At 57.8% G+C, this 21,180-nt stretch carries 13 protein-coding genes, 1 tRNA gene, 1 pseudogene and 1 riboswitch; of the genes and pseudogenes, 2 read left to right on the top strand and 13 right to left on the bottom strand.

What is annotated here, in order from left to right:
• Positions 1-7 precede the first annotated feature (7 nt).
• The 9 genes from GF1_RS13655 to GF1_RS13615 form a co-directional block, all read right to left on the bottom strand.
• Positions 8-3,097 (bottom strand): Aq_1262 family (lipo)protein, encoded by a 3,090-nt coding sequence (locus GF1_RS13655; protein WP_267927105.1) that lies wholly within the window; start codon positions 3,095-3,097, stop codon positions 8-10.
• Between the two features lie 102 nt (positions 3,098-3,199).
• On the bottom strand, positions 3,200-5,002 hold the full coding sequence (locus GF1_RS13650) for a PhoX family protein (protein ID WP_267927104.1): 1,803 nt from the start codon (positions 5,000-5,002) through the stop codon (positions 3,200-3,202).
• 271 nt (positions 5,003-5,273) lie between these two features.
• On the bottom strand, positions 5,274-5,879 hold the full coding sequence (locus GF1_RS13645; protein ID WP_267927103.1) for a MotA/TolQ/ExbB proton channel family protein: 606 nt from the start codon (positions 5,877-5,879) through the stop codon (positions 5,274-5,276).
• Positions 5,866-6,813, bottom strand: a complete 948-nt coding sequence (locus tag GF1_RS13640; RefSeq protein ID WP_267927102.1) for an ABC transporter substrate-binding protein — start codon at positions 6,811-6,813, stop codon at positions 5,866-5,868. Before GF1_RS13640 ends, GF1_RS13645 begins: the two co-directional genes overlap by 14 nt.
• A 1-nt stretch (position 6,814) precedes the next feature.
• Positions 6,815-7,591, bottom strand: coding sequence for a dihydropteroate synthase (locus GF1_RS13635; protein ID WP_267927101.1), 777 nt, complete (start codon positions 7,589-7,591; stop codon positions 6,815-6,817).
• A 386-nt stretch (positions 7,592-7,977) separates the two neighbouring features.
• The gene (locus tag GF1_RS13630; RefSeq protein WP_267927100.1) at positions 7,978-10,020 is read right to left on the bottom strand and encodes a TonB-dependent receptor plug domain-containing protein; all 2,043 of its coding nucleotides are present in this window, start codon (positions 10,018-10,020) and stop codon (positions 7,978-7,980) included.
• 161 nt (positions 10,021-10,181) lie between these two features.
• Positions 10,182-10,367, bottom strand: a riboswitch (cobalamin riboswitch).
• Between the two features lie 103 nt (positions 10,368-10,470).
• Positions 10,471-11,673, bottom strand: coding sequence for a M48 family metalloprotease (locus tag GF1_RS13625; protein WP_267927099.1), 1,203 nt, complete (start codon positions 11,671-11,673; stop codon positions 10,471-10,473).
• Positions 11,674-11,810: 137 nt separating this feature from the next.
• Positions 11,811-12,284: a putative molybdenum carrier protein gene (locus GF1_RS13620; RefSeq protein WP_267927098.1), complete on the bottom strand. Its 474-nt coding sequence runs from the start codon at positions 12,282-12,284 to the stop codon at positions 11,811-11,813.
• Positions 12,285-12,303: 19 nt separating this feature from the next.
• Positions 12,304-13,227 (bottom strand): metal ABC transporter solute-binding protein, Zn/Mn family, encoded by a 924-nt coding sequence (locus GF1_RS13615; RefSeq protein ID WP_267927097.1) that lies wholly within the window; start codon positions 13,225-13,227, stop codon positions 12,304-12,306.
• A gap of 530 nt (positions 13,228-13,757) precedes the next feature.
• Here GF1_RS13615 and amrS point away from each other — a divergent pair.
• Positions 13,758-14,789 carry an AmmeMemoRadiSam system radical SAM enzyme gene (amrS, locus tag GF1_RS13610; protein ID WP_267929151.1) on the top strand — a complete coding sequence of 344 codons (1,032 nt, stop codon included), beginning with the start codon at positions 13,758-13,760 and terminating at the stop codon, positions 14,787-14,789.
• 234 nt (positions 14,790-15,023) lie between these two features.
• On the opposite strand, the pseudogene GF1_RS16625 reads toward amrS, so the two are convergent.
• The 3 genes and pseudogenes from GF1_RS16625 to GF1_RS13595 form a co-directional block, all read right to left on the bottom strand.
• Positions 15,024-18,266, bottom strand: a pseudogene (locus tag GF1_RS16625) (DUF748 domain-containing protein); the annotation flags it as partial.
• A 71-nt stretch (positions 18,267-18,337) separates the two neighbouring features.
• A complete protein-coding gene (locus GF1_RS13600; protein ID WP_267927096.1) occupies positions 18,338-19,522 on the bottom strand; it encodes an MFS transporter in 1,185 nt (394 codons plus the stop codon).
• A gap of 142 nt (positions 19,523-19,664) precedes the next feature.
• The gene (locus GF1_RS13595; RefSeq protein ID WP_267927095.1) at positions 19,665-19,919 is read right to left on the bottom strand and encodes a hypothetical protein; all 255 of its coding nucleotides are present in this window, start codon (positions 19,917-19,919) and stop codon (positions 19,665-19,667) included.
• A gap of 194 nt (positions 19,920-20,113) precedes the next feature.
• Here GF1_RS13595 and GF1_RS13590 point away from each other — a divergent pair.
• Positions 20,114-20,211, top strand: a tRNA-Sec gene (locus GF1_RS13590).
• A gap of 39 nt (positions 20,212-20,250) precedes the next feature.
• Here the strand turns inward: GF1_RS13590 and glyQ are convergent.
• Positions 20,251-21,153, bottom strand: a complete 903-nt coding sequence (gene glyQ, locus GF1_RS13585) for a glycine--tRNA ligase subunit alpha (RefSeq protein WP_267927094.1) — start codon at positions 21,151-21,153, stop codon at positions 20,251-20,253.
• Between the last annotated feature and the right edge of the window lie 27 nt (positions 21,154-21,180).

Below are 21,180 nucleotides of genomic sequence, written 5' to 3'. Positions count from 1 at the left end.
TTTTGGATTATGGGTTAGTTGAGCGCAATTGTTGTCTCAGGGTCTTTTGTAAAGATAAGAGCACCAGGTCCTGGTTGCCGGACCTGGTGGAGGTAAAAAGCAGCTTTTTCCCATCCATGCTCCATTGAGGGTACATGTCGGCTCCACCGTTTGTCAGCCGGGTGAGGCCGCTGGTTTTCAGGTCATGGAGCCAGAGGGTACCGTTTCCGGAAGTATCCCAGGACCAGAACGCAATTTTTTCCCCGTCAGGAGAGAACACAGGTCCCCGATCGCCAAGGGTTTTGTTTTTTGAAAGTATTTTTGAGTTTTGTGCAATGGCCTGTCCGTCTTTCAGGCAGATATCGGAAACCATGGCCGCGTACGTTACCCGGTCCTCACCGGAGCTGTCGCTGATGATCTCTGCGGTATAGGTTATCTTTCTGCCATCCGGACTCCAGCCGCTCATCTGCAACGACTCCGGGCCCTTCCAGCGGTAGATTGTCGGATTTTGATACCCTTTTTCAAAGGTCATGAAATATTCCTCGGTCAGAGAATATTCTCCGCCCGGCGCTACCTTGAAAGCCAGAGCCTTGCCGTCCGGCCGCCACAGGGGATTGGTTTCCATCTGCGGGTCACTGGTCAGTCGCCATTTCTTGCCGGTGTCCGGATTGATCAGCCATATATCCCAGTTTCCTTCAGTGACTGCACCATAGGCAATGTATTCTCCGTCCGGATGGAAGGTCGGCCGGTCAAGCATGCTGTGGCTCTGAACCAGGATTTTTCTGTTTCTGTTTTCTTCTCTGCCTTCTGCAGACACCATCTCGATACCGTAGATCTTTGCAGCTGGATTATATGACCAGAAAACCAACCGGCTGCCATCCGGACTCCATTCAGGCCATGCTGCCATGGTCGGCCCACTGGTGAGCTGGCGCTGGTTTTTTCCGTCTGCGTCCATCAGCCAGAGCTGATCACTGCCGCTGCGGTTGGAAACAAAAACAATCCTGCTGTTATCCGGGCTCCATTTTCCATGCAGATCCTGTCCCGGATCCTTGGTCAACCGTGTCATCTCCGGAGGCATCTTCCCTTTGCCGGCAGCGGGTTTGAAAGCCTCTACCAGAAGTGCAGCCTCTGGTATGGAAGGATATTCCAGCCGGTGGCAGGTATAACAGACACGGTTTTTCCCGAGAGGCACGATAAACCTGGTTGGCAGGGTAATACGGGGCGGAAAGGTAAAGTGGACCCCTGGTATGTCAAGGCTGTAGCGGCTCTTGTGGATAATCCCCTGCCAGTCCACCTCATATTTCCTGCCGTTGGGACCATTCATCCCCTTTCCGAATATTTTTTGTTCTTTTCCCCTTTTCTTTTCCATTACGGACAAAGGCGTCTGAACAGGGCCGGGGCCATGCTCACCGAATCTGCCGCCAAAACGGTTCATGGAGGTGGGCTGTTTGACACCTGTTGGCTGGTCCTGTTCCACTTCTCTGTGGACATTGGCCACAGGCGCCACATTCGGCTCCCGGCCATAAATGAAATCCTGATCAGCAACAATGGTGCGATAGGCCTTGTTGAGCAGCAGGGCACGCTCTTTTGACGGGTTGAGCAGTATGGAAATATCGTCATGCAGCCGGTTGAGCATATCCGGCCTGACAGTACTGTTCGGGGTGAAAAATTTTTTCTCCAGCTCCGGATTCTCACGAAACTCGCTGCCCGATCTGTTGTACATCAGATAATAGGAGTACTCGTAGTATACTCCGGCGCCGCGGAGCTCGACTTTGGGCTCGTTCAATCCTGCCAGCCCTTTCCGGCTCCAGTGATACCATCCTTCCTGGTACTGGCTGCTGTCGAGTTTGCGCGGAAAACCGTACACGGAATCGGTGGTCGCACCGGTGCCGCCGTGACAGCCGATGCAGTATGCAGTCTCTTCAAAGCTCTGCGGACGCAGATTGCCGGAGTCGTCCTCGATAAATCCCTGTAACAGCCAGCCATCATCATTGTTTATCCCCTGTTCCGGGTTACCGATAAACTGGCGGGTACGGTCGGGAAAATCATCCTTTTCCTTGATTTCATTGATCGCTGATTCTTCCAGGGCGGCATAGGTCTTCCATGTGCGCTTTTTCATGTAGCGCAGCTCTTTCATGCGTGCTGCCAGGACAATCGCACCTTCCGGTGTGCTGTCGATATACCGGACACTGTGGAGAAACTCCGTGCCTTCAGGAAAAAGACCGGCAGCCAGGTGAACCCGTCCCTGCTCCTGGTCGATTTTTGCCTGGCCCACATACGACATGGTTCTGTTCTCCCTGGGCTCCCAGTCAAAGACTATCCGCTCTGCCATGCCCAGTCTTCCGTCCTTGTCCAGATCCACCCCGAATTGATGTTCATCAACCGGTAGGGTGGCAACGTCGCGTTTTGTAATCAATGCTTCAACAATGGCCAGATTGATTCGGTACACGGTCAGGTCGAATATGCCCTGTTCATTGTTGCGGAAACTTTCGGGCAGCCGGATAAGTACATCGTCGGTGGAACCGTTGGTCGGCCAGAAAGTTCCCGGGAATGGGTAGTAGGCAAAGGCGCGCCAGCCGGAATAGCCGCCCTCCGGGGTGCGGTCAAAACCGAGATCGTCAAACTGGAACCAGCAGTCCGGCGTGTACCCGTCCCACCTGCCATTGTTGTTATAATCCCAGGCCGGAGGAAGGTTACGGAGCCGTCTGTTTAAAATGATGTTGCCGTCGCTGTCCAGATAGTTGCTTTGTCGTATATAATGTTCAATTTCCTGGTCAGCTATGAGCTGGATACGTTCGGTGCGGTCCTCGAACAGGTTGCTCCACGGGTTTACGAGTGCGGGTTCGGGAAAAGAGTATGCAAGCTGCAGATCTTGATCATTGATATAGTTTGGTTCAGGCGACCGGGTATGGCAGACGTAACAGGGGTTATAATCCTGTTTCTGTCTCCCGGTTGCTTTTGTTTTAGTATAACACTGGGAGGGGATATAGGCTGTCTCGTTGACCACGACTCTGGTTTTCAGGTCAACCGGCATGGTATGGCGGCTTTCCGCTCCCTGGCTTTGCTGGGCAAACAGGATGCAGGTGAAAATGGCCTGCAGATGAGCCCGCGTGTTCATGGCTTTGTACCTGGAATAGTTTGAGGGGCAATGGGTAGAACATGGCGTGGCGCCGCAGAACGGCGGCGCCACGGGTAGTATGTATGGAGGACTGCCTGCTTCTTAATCCATGGCCGGCAGAGGTCCGATGTAGCCGGTGTAGGCCTTTGCCTCGGCGGAATCCCGGAGCTTGTCTTCATCCGATTCCCCATACGGGTGCTGGATAACGCTCATCAGGTACGCGTGACCGTTGATGTTGGGGTAAAAGTATGGGGAAGTTGTTTCCGAACCATAGGGCGTGGTCTGAATCCGGGTCAACTTGCCGGTTTTGACATTGTAGGCCCAGATGGCGTCGTTCTGATGTCCGGAGCCGGTGTCCTCGCCAATGATCAGGGTGTCACGGCCAGCCATGTAGGTGATGTTGTCCGGATTGGCTATGGAGTTGATATCGCAGGTGTTGTTTGCAAATTCGCTGTCCTGCGGATATTTATGCATGGTGCCTGCAACCACCCCGTACATGTTAACAGCCACATACTCACTGCCGATTGTGGCATCAGGCCTGATATCCAGGCCATAGACCACCCCGCACTTGTTTTTGGGCAGCCGGACATGGTTTGGTCCGCCCTTGTCATATTTTTTCCCGTCTTCCATGCCCTTGGCCACCTGGCTCATGGCGACGTACAGCCTTTTATGGTCAGGATCAAAAGTGATGCCTTCTTCTTTCCGGAATTCGGTTGTTGCCCCTTTCATGGCTGCATAGCGCCGGGTCTCGAGCCGGGAGGCAATGGTTTCCATGCCCGGCCTGATCTGCAGGCACTCCAGGCCGGTGGTGGTATGTACGGAGGTGAACCCCTGTTCGCAGGTTCCATTCCCCTTTGGCTCGCTGACAGCAAAGATGTCGGAAAAGGAAATGCCGCTTTCTACGGCCTTGTGGATGGTATCCTCATCGGCATGACCAAGATTAATCCAGCTCAGGTCAGCATATCCACCGTTGGCTGAATGCTTCTGGTTCCATTTGGCAGCATACAGGGTACCGCTGGAAAGATCTTCTGGCCGGTCGGCAACAAACATGAAAAAACCGACATTGGTTCCGTCATCGGAAATATAGACAGTGCGTTTATCCGGCATGACATAGGCAAGCTCCACGGCGACACGACCCATGGCATAGTGTTTGTAGACAGTTGGTTTGCCATCCTCGGACACAGCCACCTCAACCGGATACCCGTATCGATACGGCTTGAACACCCTGCGGAAATCAACCACAGTGGTCGAAGTTGCATACGGATCCAGGCCGAAGTAGCGGGCCATGGGCTTGTCATAATCCTCTATGTCGTCCATGGATTTTGCCGCTTCCGTGGCCCGGGCATTGTTGGGATACTCTTCGCTGCCAAGATGCGTTCCCCAGGGGGTGACGCTGCCGGCGCAGGGAACCCACAACCCGCCAACGGCTGAAAAATCGATGTTTTCGGTCTTGATCGCTTTCAGCTTGCCGGTTTTTTGGTCCTGGCCAAGTTCGGTCAGGTACATGGCGCCGGGACGGCTTTCAAAATGGGACACCATGAAAAGCTTGTTGCCCACCGGAAGCAGGGAGCTGAAGTCATTGTCCACGGAAATATGTCTGGAGCCATCCTTGTTGAGAACAGGGTTGCCGCTCTGGTCCATCAGGAGGCCAAAGGTGCCTTCGCCGGCCTGGTCGCCGCTGCGCAGAATGGTATTGTAACCGATCCTGTATGTTTTTCCGTCTACCGTGACCTCTTCACTGGCCATGATCTTTCGTTTGTCTGCATCGGTTACCGGAAAGGGAACCTCTTTGAACTCCGGAATTTTCGAGCTTTTTTTCTGCCCGGCATCAACATGGCCGGCCTGACCCGTGAGAACTCCGGCAGTGAATAATACCAGCAGTGAACGGCCAAACAGTTTCTTCATGATACATCTCTCCCTTGATATAACTGACTCGAAAATCATCTGAATTTGTTGGGGGTTCAGCGTGATTTTCATGGGTTGTGGTGGCTAGACGATCCCGTCTTCGCTCGCTACGTTTTTCAACGGCCTGCTAACCTGTACTGTACGTGCGAGCAGGCGCTCTTTACCTGGCAGGAGAGTGTATCTGGCCTGTGTTTTGAAAAGGTTAATAATCCATCAGGGTTTCATGAGGCGTTTGCGTGGAGCAAGAGCAGGAAGTAATTGAGGAGTATCCTTACCGGGATTTTTCATACACCACCACCAGATTGGTGGCATATTTTTCCATAATGTGGATGGCGTGTTCGATACGGCTTTTGAAATAATTGTAGGGGAACACGGTGATGATGGAAATTGCAAGCCCTGCAGCGGTGGTGATGAGTGCCTGGGCAATGCCTCCTGTGACCAGTTTCGGATCGGCCATCCCGCCAGTGCCAAGCATCTTGAACGAGGAGATAATGCCGAGCACGGTGCCGAAGATGCCGAGAAGCGGGGCCACGGTGATCATGGTGTCGAGTACGGTCATAAAGCGTGACATTTTTTTCACCATGTGTCGGGCCTCGGCCTCCATGGCCTTGGCCATGTCATACTCCCGATGGAGGATACCCACCGTAAGCACCCGGATCACATAATCCTCGCTGCCGCTGATCTTTTTTCCGATCCGCTCCCAGTCCCTCTTTTCCGCCAGGCGCAGGATCTCGTCCATCAGGGTCCGGTTCCGTCTGCGCTCAATTCCGATCCAGAACAAAAGCCTTTCAAGAATCACCGTGAGCACAATGATGGAGCAGGCCAAGAGCGGCCACATCACCGGCCCGCCCTGATGCATGAGTTCATAAATTCGCATGATCTTTCTCCTGGAAGATCTCCGGATGGATCAGCCCGGCAATGAGACGCAGAGCCTGGACAAAGGTGGCCGGGGAAGGCGAACAGACCAGGTTCGGGTTGACAATATGGACCCGGTGGTCGCGGACGGCCCTGATCACACCAAACCGTTCCCACCTGGCCTTTTCCCGGCCTGCCACCCCGGTCTCGGAACCCATGATCGCGATCAGGATGACATCGGGGTTTCGGGCCAGGACCTTTTCCCGGCTGACAGCTCCGGAGGACTGATCGGACAGGATATTCGTCCCGCCGCCAAACTCTATGAAATCATGGGTAAAGGAACCTGGAACCGATCCGAAGAGCGGCTCGGCCCCGACCTGGAGAAAGACCCTGGGCCGCTCCCGGCCATCAACTCTTTGCCGGATGGCGGCCACCTCCTTTTCCGCCCTGGCAACAAGCTCTCCGGCCCGCTGTTCCCGGCCGAGCAGCCGGCCAAGCCTGAGGAGTTGGGCGCAGATATCGGCAAAGGATTTCGGCTGGGTGAACTGCACCACCCGCAATCCCAGCTCACGCAGTTTTCTGATCTGAGCGGGCTGGGTCAAGCCGGTGGCCAGGATCAGGTCCGGATACAGGCTGACGATCTTCTCGATATTGATCTGCATGACCGAACCGATTTTTTCCTTGGTCCTGGCAGCTTCAGGCCGTACACAGTAGCGGGTATTGGCCACCAGGAGTTCTTCAGCGCCCAACAGGTAGATGTTTTCCGTGTTGATGGGCCCAAGCGAGATGATCCGCTGCGCCGTGGTCCTGCCCCGGGCAGGAGGATAGGTGCCCAGCAACAGGATCAGGCCGGCAAGGCAGAGAATACAGGTGCGGCTTGGAAAAGCGGTTCCGGTCGGTTTTTTGTTTCCAGAGGGTCGGCCCCCGGACCGCTTTTTCAGGAAATATCTTCGCATTTCAGGCTGCGCTGGCCAGTGGGACGCGGGACTCCCGAGCCACGGCCATGAGGTTTGTATCCAGGCAGTTCATGATCACCGTGTCCAGGCCGGCCTCGGCCAGCAGCGGCAGCAGTCGGCAGTGGAAGGAGGAACGCTCGCTCCGGGACAGGCAGACCGAGGAATTGGAGATGGCGACAATGGTTTTCGGCGGCCTGCTGCTCAGTTCTTTGACAAGCTGGATGGACTCCAGGACCACATCGATGTCCGGCAGTCCGGCGCTCAGGTTCCAGCTGGCAGGATCCGGCCGGCAACCGATCACCGGATCGAGATAGAGCTGGTCCGGGGAAAGACCGGTCGTCTCGGCGGTTTCCAGGACCTGCATGGCCAGCTGGAGACGACCGTTGACATCCGTGGGCGTCAGTTCGGAGCTGACCAGCAGGACCACCAGGTTGGCCTGGAAAAACTTCGCAATTTTCATGGCCCGGTTCAGTTCGGTCCGGCTGGCGGTCACTGCGTTGATGGTGGCCCGGCCCCGGTGGATCTCCAGGGCCCGCTGCTGGCTCAGCACGTGGCTGGAGAGAAAAAGGGGCACCTCCAGCCGGTCCTGGATGGTTTCCACCAGCCAGGGTGTGAGCCGGCCGAGTTTTCTGCTTTGGCCAAGGTTGATGTCCAGAGCGGTGGCTCCGGCCTCCACCTGACTCCGGGCAAGCTGGACCAGGCTCTCATCGTCCAGCTCTTCCAGGGCCTTGAGAAACTGCGGGTTCATGATGTGCATGCTTTCGCCGATGATTTCCATGGGATCTCCTTGGGTGTCTGATTTTTTTCAGGGCTGCTGCTTGTCCTTCAATATGTTCCCGGGCAAGGGATTATTCCGGCAACAGGCCAATGGTTTGCAACAGATTTCCGCGAAACAGCAGGGCGGCGGGCAGAAGATGAAGGTTTTTTTCGGGGCTGTGCCCCGAAAAAAACCTGTCCGGATAGGTACAGAGATTGGTCCGGCCGGGATGCTGTCATCCCGGCCGGCTGAGGATCCCGTTGCAGGTGAAAAACTGCAGGAGGCTGCCCGCCGCCCTGACAGTGTGTTTTCCTCTTTTAAAAGATCGATCGCCGGTCCGTTCATGGCGGTGACCATGATTGTCTTCGGGTCAGGGCCGGCTGCCGGTCCTCATCCATATTTTCGGCTCAGAACGCATACCGGTAGCTCAGGTAGAGGCCTCTTCCGGGCTTGGGATAGCCTGTTTTCTCGTAGTAGTATTCATCAAAGAGATTGTCCACCTTGAGGGTGAGCCGGTGATGCTCCTTAAACGACATCCCGACCACCAGGTCCGCCACCGTGAAGGAGGGGTATTCTATTTCCGGATAGCCGGGTGCGGTCCAGTCTGTATCCTTCATCCGGCCCTGGCTGCGGAAATGCAGCCTGGCATCGAACATGTCGTCCGAGTATCGGAGGCCATAGTTTATCGTGTAGTCGGCCACGTTGTGGATATCGCTCATGGTCCCATCGGGCTGTTCCTCTTCGGCCTTGAACATGTGGGTGGCATTGACAAACAGTTCCAGCGAACGGTCCCAGTTCATGGGCGCTCCGATATCAAAGGAAAATTCTGTTTCCAGCCCTTCCATTTCGGCGCTGAGGCTGTTTTCGTAGGTGGTGGTGTTGCCGACAGTGATCGTGGTGATCTTGTCGTCCACGTCGGTGTGGAAATAAGTGACGTCCATGGACAATCCCAGCCTGGGCTGAGCATAGCCGATACCGATATCCCAGGTGATCGAGGACTCGGGGTTCAGGTCCGGATTGCCCCGGGTGACCATGGTGACCCCGCCAACGTCCGTTTCCGCATAGCCGGCAAGCTGGGCCGCGGTCGGCGGAACAAAGGCCTTGCCGATGGTGGTGTGCAACCGGAGTCCCAGGTCAAGGTTGTAGTTCAGGCCGGCCCGGGGGCTGAAGGTTGAAAAATCTTCAGAGTTGGGCGTAAAATCGGTTTTGTAGGGCGTTGGTTTGGTCTCCACCTCAAAGGTGTCGTAGCGGCCGCCTATGGTGGCGGTGAGCCGGTCATCCATAAAGCGCCAGATGGTTTCCAGGTAGCCTGCCCAGTTTTCCCGGCCTTCATCCGGGGACCAGGGCGCCCTGCGGGTACCGTCCTGGTTGTAGCTCCGGCTTTCCCTGTCGATATCCTGGTAATCGATTCCGGCGACGAACCTGTGGCTGCCCCAGGTGTACTCGTCCTTGAGCTGGAATCCGAGCCAGTCGGTCTCCGAGTCGTAGCTCCGGTAGGGGGTTACCTGAACCACGGACGGGTACCAGCCCGAGTAGTGGTTGTAGTTCTCGGCAGTCTCGTTGCTGCGGTATCCCGTGAAGCTTATTCTGGTACTGTCGCCCAGTGGCCCGCCGAGAGTAACGTCCATCCCGAAGCGGTCGATATCCTTGTGGCCTGACATATCGTTGCCATAGGCTATGTCACCCGGCGTTTCTATATCGCGGCCCTGGTAGATGTCACCCCTGACATCGATCCGCCACGCTCCCAGATCACCGCCCAGGCGCAGGGAACCGTTTTGGATTTTATAGGCGGTGTTAGGCCTGGTTGCACCGTCGCCCATCTTGTAGTCGTCCGCCTGTTCGAAACGGTTGGCAAAGATGTCAAAGTCAAAGCCTCTCCCCATGCTGCCACCCACGGCCGTCTTTTCCGCATTGGTCTCAAAAGAGCCAAAGCCTATCTCCGCCATACCGGTGAGCGGCCCGGTATGCTTTTTTGTGATGACATTGACGACGCCACCCATGGCCTCGCCGCCGTAGAGAGAGGAGGCGGGCCCCTTCAGGACCTCGATCCGCTCCACGTTGTCAGTGAGCAGGGTCGCCAGGTTGGTGGCCCCTGCCGGCCGGCCGTTGACGAGGACAAGGGTGTGCTTGGTGATACCGGAGAATTCCGGCCGGAAACCGCGGATTCCGATGCCGGCAAGGGCGCCGGGATACTCTATTACTCCGATGGAACTGTTTTTCTTGAGCTGCTCGGTGAGGGTGTCGCCGGTGGTCAGCTCGATGGTCTCGCCATCGATCACCTCGACCTTGGCCGGAATCTCCCGCACTGATTCTTCACTGCGGGTGGCGGTCACCACCACCTCGTCCAGGGTAACTTCGTTTGCAGGACTGTCTTCGTCCGCTCCTGCCAGGGCCAGTCCAGGTGTGGCCACGAGACACAGGGCCAGGGCCGCTCGAATCTCCTTTTTCATCACACATCTCCTCGTAATGACGTTGTGCCGGTCCGGAGATGCCGGGTAAAGGCAAAAAAAAATCCCCGGACCAATAAACAAAAAGTTATTGATCCGAGGATCCCTGATTTTTCCTCGAACAACCCTGTGAGCATACATCTGCCCCTTGTCCGCGAGGGCAGGCTCTCTATGTATTTCAGACAGGTCTTCTGACTCCCGGATCATCCTCCTTTTGCGCCTTCCCAACCCCGGAGGAGGTCAGTGGCATGTTGCAAAATTCGTCCCCGGTCACAGCGGCGGGCCCGTCCCGGATTCACACCGGGTTCCCTATTAAGCTCGGTTAAGAGCATCTGAAAATATGACACCAACGTTACCTGAAAAAATGCGCTCCGTCAACCTGCTCCTGCCGGGAAGAGGTGATCCGTGCCCGCCGAGCGGTTATCGGTCCCGGGAATGTATCGTGAGCACCCTTCAGCGAATATAGCCCCATTCCCGGAGGCGGGCGTAGGCATATTTTGCCTTGTCACCCTGGCGCACTTGGCCAAGAAAGGCGGCGTAGGCCCGGGCGGCCTCTTCCCGGCGCTGCATGCCTTCCAGGGCCCGGCCCCGGTAGAAGAGGATGTCCGGATTGCCTGGCAGTAGCCGGTCCACCTCGTCGAATTCCCGCAGAGCCTGGCCATATTTCTGTTCCGCCAGGCTGGCCATGGCCAGCAGCCAGTGGCTCTGGGCTTCGTCCGGGTAGACCCGGGTGGCCTGGCGGGCATAGCTTGCAGCCTCATTTGGCTGCCGGCGGAGGAACTGACACTTGGCCATGACCACCAGGGCTCCGTAATCCTCCGGAGCCTGGTCAAGAGCGGTGCGCAGCAGCTCTTCGGCCCGATCGAGCTGTTTACCGGCCATGGCGGTTTCCGCCTTCTGGATGGCCTTGATCACCGGTTTGAGACGACGGAGGCTGGCGGTGTGATCCAGGTACCTTTGCCGGTGATCGGGGTTGTCGATCATGGCCCGGTAGCGGCCACGAGCATTTTGGCGGGCCGTTTCCAGCCGTTCCCGGCTCATGGGATGGGTGGCGAACATGAGCTCGATGGCGGTGGGATTGTGCTCTCCGCTCCGCAGCAGGATCTCCATGAGGCCCACCATGCCGAGCGGCGTGTATCCGGCCCTGGTCATGTACTCCATGCCCAGGGCATCGGCCTCCCGTTCGTCGTTGCGGCTGTATCTGGCCAGCAGGGCTCCGGCCCCGATGCCGCCAAGCCTGGAGATCAGTTCGGCCGTACTCTCGTGACCGGCGCTGGAGGTAGCCGCCGAGGCCCCGGCCACCAGGAGGTTGACGAGCAATCCCTTGCCCATCTGTTCGGCTGCGTGCCGGGCGCAGACATGGCCGATTTCGTGTCCCAGCAGGGCCGCCAGCTCGGCTTCGCTCTGCAGTTCCACCAGGATTCCGCGGGTGGCGGCGATGGAACCGCCGGGAAAGGCGTAGGCGTTGATATGGGCCGCATTGACGCCGCGGAACGAAAAGGGCATGTCGGGCCGATGCGAACGGCGGGCCAGTTCCAGTCCCACCCGGTTCAGGTAGCCGTTGAGTCGCTGATCCTGAATAACCCCGTAATCGGCCGAGAACTGGAACGGAGCCTGCTGTCGGTCCAGGGCTATCTCCTGACTCCTGGACATCATGACAAGGGATTTTTCTCCTGTTACCGGGTCAGTACTGCAGGCGGTAAGAAGAGGCGCTCCCATAGCGCTTCCGCCACAGAGAAGGAAAAAACGCAGGATTGACCGACGCGAAAACCGAGATGTGTTGTTTGATCTGCTCATGGTGTTTCGTCCGTTTCAGGCCAGCTGATCTGCAGCAGGAGATCGAAGACAGCCCGGTAGATACGCGGCTCGCCGCTCGCTCTGGGGCCGGCCACGTTCAGGGTTTCGATGTTATGGTCTCTCAGCCATTGCTCTATGGCTTTTTTAGCTCGCTCCGGCTGCCACAGTTCCAGGTCGATATGGAGACAGGGCCGCCGGTGCCGGATGGCCAGGGCCTCGGTCAGGGCCGAACCACCGGTGAGGGGGCCAAAGGAGACAATAAGGGTGCCGTCACTGTCCAGGATGTTTTGCCGGGTCCGGTCCCGGTAGTTGGCCGACGGCAGTTCCTGGAGCCGGTAGCGGGACGGCAGCGATCCCTCTTCAGTCCGGCGTCCCCTGGGCAGCCAGCCGCCATGGGGAATGTTCAGCCTGATGGCCGCGTCAAGGGCCGCCCGGTCGGCCCCGGTCTGTCCTCCGGAGATGATCTTCATGTTCTTTTTCAGGTTGTATTCAGGGCCGTCTGGGAGACGACCCGACCGTTGGCGAGAACGCGGCGGCGATCCGGCCGGCAATACGCTCCATGTTGGCCAGGTAGTCCCGCGCCAGCGGATCGAGCGGAATCACCACTCCGTCGATGGCCCGGGCGATGACCCGGGCGCTGGAGCTGGAAAACTGGGGCTGAACAAAGATGACATGGACATTGTCCTTCCTGGCCGAGGCGATAAGGCGTGCCAGATGGCGGGGGCCCGGCCCCTTGCCCCCGGGGGCCACTGCTTTCTGTCGCAGGCCGTAGGCCCGGCAGAAATAGCCGTAAGCTGGATGAAAAACATAGATGGTCTGGCCGGACAGGGGTGCGAGCACCTCCCTGAGTCTGCGGTCCAGAGCCTCGAGATCCGCGGCAAAGGTTTCATAGTTCAGCTGGTAGAGCTCTTTTCCTTCGGGATCGAGACGGATCAGGGTATCGCGGATGAGAGCCGCCTGTTTTTTGACAAGCCGGGGATCGAGCCAGGTGTGCGGGTCCATTTCTTCGTCGTGTCGCCTGTCTTCGACATGCTCATCACCCGCCCCGTGGCCTTCGTGGTCGTGGTCGCCGGGTAGCAGATCCAGTCCCTGACGCAGGTCGATGATGGAGAGATGGGGTATGGAGCGCTGCAGCTTGGGTATCAGGCTGTTTTCAAACGGCACACCGATGCGAAAATAGACATCGGCCCGGGACAGGGCCGCCATCTGCCGTGGTGTCGGGGCGTAGGTGACCGGACTCTGGCCTGGCTGGACCAGGGCCTGAACCTGGACCCGTTCGCCACCCACCCGTTCGACAAAATATTCCTGGGGCAGGATAGAGACAAAAACCGTGATTCTGGCCAAGGCCACGGCGGGCAGCGAGGTGGACAGCGTCAGAAAGAGGAGAAAAAGAGAAGTTTTTTTCCAGTGCATGGGATCCTTCCGAAACAGGTTTGTCCGAAAAACACCACAGGTTTGGATAATTCCATAGTGATTTTCATGAGTTGTTGTGGCTGGACAGTACTGAAATGTGGTCCAACCATGCTGGTTAGCACCATCAGACAGCCGGGATCGGTGTTAGCCCGCATATTTCACAAGCGATCTACTGCAAGGCCTGAAAACACCTCGCCTGCTGCGTCACAGCTTCAAAAAGAGTCCTCGAAATATTTCAATATGTCTGCGGCTCTTTTTGAAGCTGTTCCTTTCATCCACACCGTTTTCAGGCCTTTCGCCACGATCATTGTGAAATATGCGGGCTAGGCGGCCATTGAGAAATGGTCTTTTTGCCGGCACCTGGACGGGTGGCACCAGCTGAAAAGATAGCCCGGGATCGCCGCCAGATCAAGATACGTTATGCGATCTGGCCGGAAAATCAAGGGTGCCGGTTTCCCATACCGGAAATAGGTATTATAGTTTTTTTCAGGGGTTTGCTGACAGTTGATCTGCAACAAGGGAGGGATACCATGCACGAGGCACGTTTCTACACCAGAAAGGAGGACGGCAAGGTCCAGTGCAGACTCTGCAATCACCGCTGCCTGATCAAACCGGGACGCCGTGGTATCTGCGGAGTACGCGAGAATCGGGAAGGGACGCTCTATACCCTGGTCTACGGGCATCTGGTGGCGGAAAGCAGCGATCCCATCGAGAAAAAACCTTTGTTTCATTTTCTTCCAGCCTCGAAATCCTGGTCCATCTCCACCGTGGGGTGCAACTTCCGCTGTCTCCACTGCCAGAACTATGACATCTCCCAGTATCCGCACCTGCATCACGGTGGCATCGCCGGTACCTATCGGTCACCGGAAGAGGTAGTGGCTGCGGCGGAGCGAACGGGTTGTGCCAGCATCAGCTATACTTATGTGGAACCCACCATCTTCTATGAATTCGCCCGCGACTGCATGGAGCTGGCCCATGCCCGTTCCATCAGAAATGTCTTTGTATCAAACGGCTACATGACGCCGGAGGTGATCCAGGATATGGCCCCGCTGCTGGACGGGATCAATATCGACATCAAGGGCTTTACCGAGGACTTCTATCGCCGTATCTGTTCGGCCCGGCTCCAGCCGGTGCTGGATACGGTCCGGCTTATGCACGAGGCAGGGATCTGGGTCGAGGTGACCACCCTGGTGATCCCCGGGCTCAACGACTCGGACGAGGAACTGCGAGACATTGCCCGCTTCATCTACAGTATCGATCCCTCCATTCCCTGGCATGTGACCGCCTTTTATCCCACCTATAAACTCACCGACCGGCCACCCACCCCGGTGGCCACCCTGCGGCGGGCCAGGGACATCGGTCTTGCCGAAGGACTGCGGTTTGTCTACGAGGGCAATGTGCCGGGTGAAGGCGGAGAAAATACCTGGTGCCCTGCCTGCGGCGTCGCCCTCATTACCAGGCTCGGTTTTTCCCTCGAGGAGAACCGGTTGCGCCTCGGTGATAATCCGCGCCTGGCCCACTGCCCCGAATGCGGCGAAGCGATCCAGGGCATCTGGGGCTGAGCGGTCGACCCGGTGGCGGTCAGAGCTGCAGGTCGACCCGCGGCTTGCCCCCGTTGCCGGTATCAAGGGCCGATGAACAGATGAGCAGCCGTTTGGGATCGATACCGTGGTTTCCGGTGAGGAAATCCCGGACCGCGATGGCCCGCCTCTCGCCAAGGTCCAGGAGACGCTCTTTTGCCTCGGAACTGAGCTCGTCGACCTTGGTGTCGGGGGGAGGTCGTCCCGGGCCAGCTTCGGACAGAGCTGAAGCTCCAGCTTGGGCCGCTCCCGGAGGATTTTGGCCACCCGGTCGAGATAGTCGGTCTGTTTTTCGCTCAAGACATCACTGCCCGGCGTGAATTCCACCGGCGCCAGCCGGGTCTTGAGTATCTCGTTACCCACCTTGGCGCCCAGATAGGCCAGGGCGGCATAGGGACCCAGGGCATAGATAAGGTAGGAGGAGGCCCCGGTGACCACCGCCTTGTTCATGGCTGTGATCAGTAGACCCGAAAGCCCCACGTCCAGTTTGTCGAGCGGTCCGGAGACGGGCACCTTGAGTTCAATATTGCCATTGCTGTCCCTGAGGATGGCCAGGGCGTAGTCCAGATCAAAGGGCAGGGCCTTGGCCTTTTCCTTGGCCACTGTCTGAACATCGACTTTTTTGAACAAAAAGTTGTTGTCGGCGTCGATGGTGTTGTCGGCAATGTGAATTTTGGCTTGCAGTTCCAGCTGGCCCTGGGTGAATTCCACGCCTATGGCATCGGCTGCATAGGGCGACAGGTTGACCAGGGGATAGTTCTTGATCTGAGCCTCCTGTTCCAGGACCAAGGTCGGTCCGAATAGCCGGGCGGTCCCTTCGACCGAGAGGTAGGAGAACTTGTCGATCACCGCCTCCAGGCTGTAGCTGGCCGGGGTCTCGGGATCCAGGGAATCGATATGTTCCACCAGGGCCCTGGTCGGAACCAGCTCCATGGTGAAGGGATGGTTGCGGGTATAGTCGGTGGCAGCCCGGTGATCGACAAAGAGGATGCGGTTTTCCCCTTCCAGATGAATGCGTTCCAGGCGCAGGGGCGGCCCGGCGTAGCCCCTGGCCGGTTCCTTTTCTCTGTCAGCTCCCTCGGCAGGCTTTGTACCTGGATTCCGTCTGTCTTCGACACACTCCACGGCGACCGGAACCTGGCTGCCGGTCAGTTCCCGCACGGCCTGGCTCAGGTTGAGCGAGCCCTTCTCGTCGATCTTCAGGTCCATGAAGAGATCGTTGAGAACGATCTCTTCGGCCGAGAGGCCGTTTTTCATCGACCAGGCCGGTTTGTTGACCGTGATGGAGCCAAGATGCAGGGCCTCGGTGTCCTCGTCCTGGGGAAAGAGATGGACATTTTGGACCAGGAGGTGATCAAGGTGGACCTCACCCGTGGTGTCGGCCTGGATGTTGCTGGCCTCGAGACCACCGATTCCTCCCTGGTTGCTGCCATCCCGCGTGTTGGTGATTGTCACCGGGTCAGAGATCAGGGAGTCGATGGTGAAATCATGTAGATTCTGGCTCTCCATCCGGTTCAGGCGAAGAGAGGGCAGGCTCAGGTGCAGTCCTCTGTCCGGCCCGCCGTCGATTTCCAGGCCAAGCAGGCCGGCCCCGGTGATCGTTACCGGACCTTTCCCGGGGGCCTCCAGTCCGCTGATTGTCAGCTCTCGGCTTTTGAGCAGGTAATGTCCGGTTTCCGAGTCCCCGAAGACCAGTTGCTGCGCTTCCAGGTCTCCATTGCCATGCAGTTCGACACCTTCGGCAAGCCGTAGATCAAAGGCCCTGGTTGAGAGCTTCAGGTCATCGATTAAGAGTTGCCGTTTTTGGGGCACGAGCAGTGCCTGGAGACCGGCACCCTGCAGGGTGCCGTCGAGGAGTACGGCCTGCTGCTGATCGTTTTGCTCCCAGCAGGCCGTACCGTTCCAGCTGAGATCGTTCTGGGAGCCGTTGACCAGGGAGAGGATGCGTTGTCTGCCCCCCCTCAAGGCAAGTTCGCCATCGACCTGGACCGTGGCCTGGTCACCGAAGCGTACCGAGGTTTTGCCGGCCAGTTGCAGCTCTTCCTGGGAGAGATCGAGCTGTCCGGGCATGGCGAACCGCAAGCCAGCGCCTCCAAGCGTCCCGTCCAGGGCAACGGTATGTTCGGCCTTGCCGGCCAGAGGCGAGGTGTACCTTCCTTTCCCCTGCCAGGAGATTTTTTTTCCTTCGGTATGCAGGGCCACGGTCCGGGTGTCGAGGGCAAAGGCGGGATCGTTGACCAGGAGGGCACCGTTGAAGCTGACCTGCTGGTTGCGGGTGGCGGTGCCCGAGTTGTAGGATGCCTTGCCCTCCCAGGAGAGAGCCGTATCGCCGATGGCGAGGATGGACAGGGTCAGGTCGGTTTTGCCGGCAGATACGGTAGCACCGGAGTCCACCCGGACCTCGTCGCCGATATGGACCTGGACCGGTCCGTTGACCACGAGGTGTTGCTGTTTGATTTGCAGGTCGGCCTTCGGTACGGTCACCGCCACCTCGTTTCCTTCAAGACGGCCATTCACGTCGACCACCATGGCTCCGCGGGGGGGCATCTGAAACCGGGCTTTGCCGGAATAGCTGACCTTCTTCCCCCGGACTCCCCAGGAATCTCCGCCCAGGTCCCCCTGCTCGAGAGTGATATGACCATCGTAGGCCACATCCAGATCCGTATCCGGCCCGAGGGAGAGGCGGACCACACCGTTGACCGTGGCGGCACCGGTAAAGGGCCCGAGATAAGGTTTGAGAAAATCGGCCAGCCAGGTCAGCTGAAATCCACGGATATCCACAGTTCCGCTCAGAGATGGATGGCGCAGGAGGTGGAGGCTGTCCAAGTCCAGGGATACCGGGGCCCCGTTGATCGAGCCGGAAAAGACAAGCTTTGCCGGTTGGGCACCGGTGGCTGTGCTCAGCTCGGAAAGACGCAGGCTGTCCACCTTCAGGGTCAGCTCAAGATCGGGGATCTTCAGGTGGACCTGGCTGTCGGAGACGAGTATTTCTTCAGCACCCAGGATCCAGGGCGAGAAGCTTTGCTGTTCCGGTTCCGGTGGCTTTTCCTCTGCGGATGACGGCGGGGTGAAGAAACCATAGCACCAGGAACCGTCCGCACGCTGTTCCAGGTCCACTGCGACGCCGCGCAGGGTGGCCCTCCGGAGGATAGCCTTTTTCCGGAACAGGCCAACGAGTTCTATCTCCAGGGTGGTTTCACTGTCCCGCACCACCTTTTTGGAGTCCCGGACAATTTCGACACCCCGGATGGAGAGTGAGCCGGCCAGAGGATTGAGCCGTACACCGCTGATTCGTACCTGGTCGGCACCGTTGGCCAGCAGCCATTTCTCAAGGCCGACGCGCAGGATAAGCGGAGTGAAGAATATCAGGCCACCGATGAGGGCGGCCAGCATTGCTCCGACAGGAAGCCACCATTTTTTTCCGGAACCGGATTGCCTGGATTCGTTTTTCGTTTCCATGGAATTCTTGGACGTTACAGCTCTTGCTGCCTCTGGCAGCGGGTAGACGACGTGGATCTGCAGTCTCCTGCTCAGCCAGGAGCCGGGACCTGCTGATTTTTTTCAGCGGCAAGGAACCGGACAATCAGCGAGCCGCTGGCAATAAAGACCCCGGTCAGGGTCAGGGCCAGGTGGAAATGACCATAATCTGCCAGCCGACCGATGGCCGCCGGAATCAGCCCGCCACCCAGGACAAAGGACAGGGGAATGGCCAGGGAGATGACCACGTTCCTGGTTTCTGCCGAGCCGATCCGGGAGAGCATGGCAAAGGCCGGTGGAAAGAAGCAGACGGCCAGCACCGGCTGCAGCCAGACCCAGAGAGAAACCAGAGCGGTGGCCGAAAGCCCGAGACAGGCCGTGGTGGTCCCGGTGAGGAGGAGGACCGAGGCCATGGTTCTCCGGTTGCCGAATCGATCCGCCAGGATGCCGCCCAGAAGGGCCGTAACCAGGGTGGTGATCCGCGACAGCCCCACCAGCATGCTGGCCTGGTACTTGGTCATGCCGTGTTCACTGACCAGAAAGGTGGGCAGGATGGAGTAGACTCCGATGGTGCCGGTGATTCCCATGGCGAACAGGAGTACCAGAATCCAGAAATCCCTCTGTCCCATAAGGGAGCGGCAGCGGTTTAGTTCCGGCGGTGCCCCGTGCAGATGGCTGCCCCGGCCAAGAATTGCGTAGATCAGGGCCATCAGCAGGCCGGTTGTGGTCAGGATATAGAGAATCTGGTGCCAGGTGATCAGCGGCAGGAGCCAGGCGGTGATCAGCGGGGCGGTGAGAAAGGCCAGGTTGGGAGCCAGTTCGTGCAGGCCAAAGGCCCGTCCCCAGCGGTCGGCCCGGAACAGGTCCGATATGGTGGCGATGGCCGAGGGCAGGTAGAGTCCAGCCGCCAGGCCCAGGAGAAAAAAACCGACCCTGGTCAGCAGCAGGTCCGTGGCCATGCCGACCAGGGCCAGGGAAACAGAGACGGCCACCATGCTGGTGATGATCGTGACCTTGTGGTTCAGCCTGGACGAGACAAAGCCTGAGCCCAGCAGGGAGAGAAAGTAGCCGCAGCTCATGATCAGGAAGAACGCGCCAGCGGCCCCGTGGGAAAGATGCAGGTCCTGCTCAAGCTGGGGCAGCAGGGGGGCGAGGATGATGCGCGAACAGAAGTTCAGGTAAAATATTCCGGTAAGCAGCAGCAGGGAAACCAGGGAGGAGACGCTTTTTTGCTGCATCAGAGGAGAGCGGCACAACCGGAGGCTGACGGGAGAAACAAAAGGATGCGGGCAACAGGGCGGCAACAAGGCAAATTAGAGAACCTTTGGCAGAAAAACAAAAAACAAAAAACAAAAAACAGGCAGACCGGTGCAGGTCTGTTCAGGCGGCTTTGTCCGGATCGGTCTGGTTGCTGGCCACAGCAGGTGTGTCGTCGGTGACTTCATGGTCCTCTTCCGGAGAAATTTCCATGGTCGGAGCCTCCTGCTGCACCCGGATAGCCTTGGGAATCTTTGATTCCGGGACCACGAATTCACGGATTTTCTCGATCTCATGGTGCAGGTCCGGGTCGAATCGACAGACGTCGCACTCCTTGACGTGTTTGTCGACGAACTGCATCATGCGGGCAGGAGCCATGGTCTCTTCTCTGACGTGAAGATACCATCCTTTGATAAGACGAATCAGCTGATCACACTGCATGAAAACTGGCGGGACGTTGGCCGTCCTCTCCTGGTTGGTGGTTGATGTGTTGCAAGGTACCCTTTTTACAGGGTGTGAGTATAATAAAAAGTTGTTTTTCAGGTCAATAGTTATTAAAGTCAGTGCCAGGTGGAAGTGGAAAGGGCGCTGGTGGCCCTCCCGGACTTCAAATCCGGTGTGCCGGGTGAACAGCCTGGCAGGTGGGTTCGATTCCCATGCACTTCCGCCATTTTTATTTTATTGAGGCGTTTGTCCGGCTCTGTCCTGTTCAGGCGGTAGCTTTTTTCTGGTCCTGTTTTTCCCTGTCTTGGAGAAGGGGATATCCCATTTCCTCCCGCTGTTCCACGTAACGTCTGGCCACCTGTCGGGCAATGTTGCGGATCCGACCGATGTAGCGGGTTCGTTCGGCGACGGAAATCGCCTTGCGGGCGTCGAGCAGGTTGAAGGTGTGGGAACATTTGAGGCAGTAATCATAGGCCGGCAGGATAAGCCCTTTGTCGACCAGCTTGAGAGCCTCGCTCTCATAGGTGTTGAAGGCGTGGATCAGCTCTTCGACATTGGCCTCCTCGAAGTTGAAAGCGGAAAATTCCCGTTCCGCCTGGCGGAAGATCTGGCCATAGGTAACCTGTTCGTTCCACTGGATATCATAGACCGAGTCCACCTCCTGCAGGTACATGGCGATCCGTTCCAGGCCATAGGTCAGCTCCACGGTAATGGGCTTGAGGTCAATGGAGCCGGCCTGCTGGAAATAGGTGAACTGGGTGATCTCCATGCCGTCGAGCCAGACCTCCCAGCCCAGCCCCCAGGCTCCCAGAGTAGGGGACTCCCAGTCGTCTTCCACGAAGCGGATATCATGCTCCAGCAGGTTGAGGCCGAACCGCTTGAGGCTTTCCAGATACATCTCCTGGACATCCTTGGGTGAGGGCTTGAGGACCACCTGGTATTGGTAATAATGCTGCAGGCGGTTGGGATTTTCCCCGTAGCGACCGTCGGTAGGGCGGCGGGAAGGCTGGACATAGGCCGCGTTCCAGGGTTCCGGTCCCAGGGCCCGGAGAAGGGTGGCCGGATGAAAGGTGCCGGCGCCCACTTCCATGTCATAGGGCTGCAGGACAACACATCCCCTGGAGGCCCAGTAGCTGTTGAGTGTGGCTATTATATCTTGGAAATACATGGTAATATGCTCTGCTTGACTGTGTGC

This window comes from Desulfolithobacter dissulfuricans, assembly GCF_025998535.1.
Classification (GTDB): domain Bacteria; phylum Desulfobacterota; class Desulfobulbia; order Desulfobulbales; family Desulfobulbaceae; genus Desulfolithobacter; species Desulfolithobacter dissulfuricans.
This window is presented reverse-complemented; position numbering and strand designations above follow the sequence as displayed.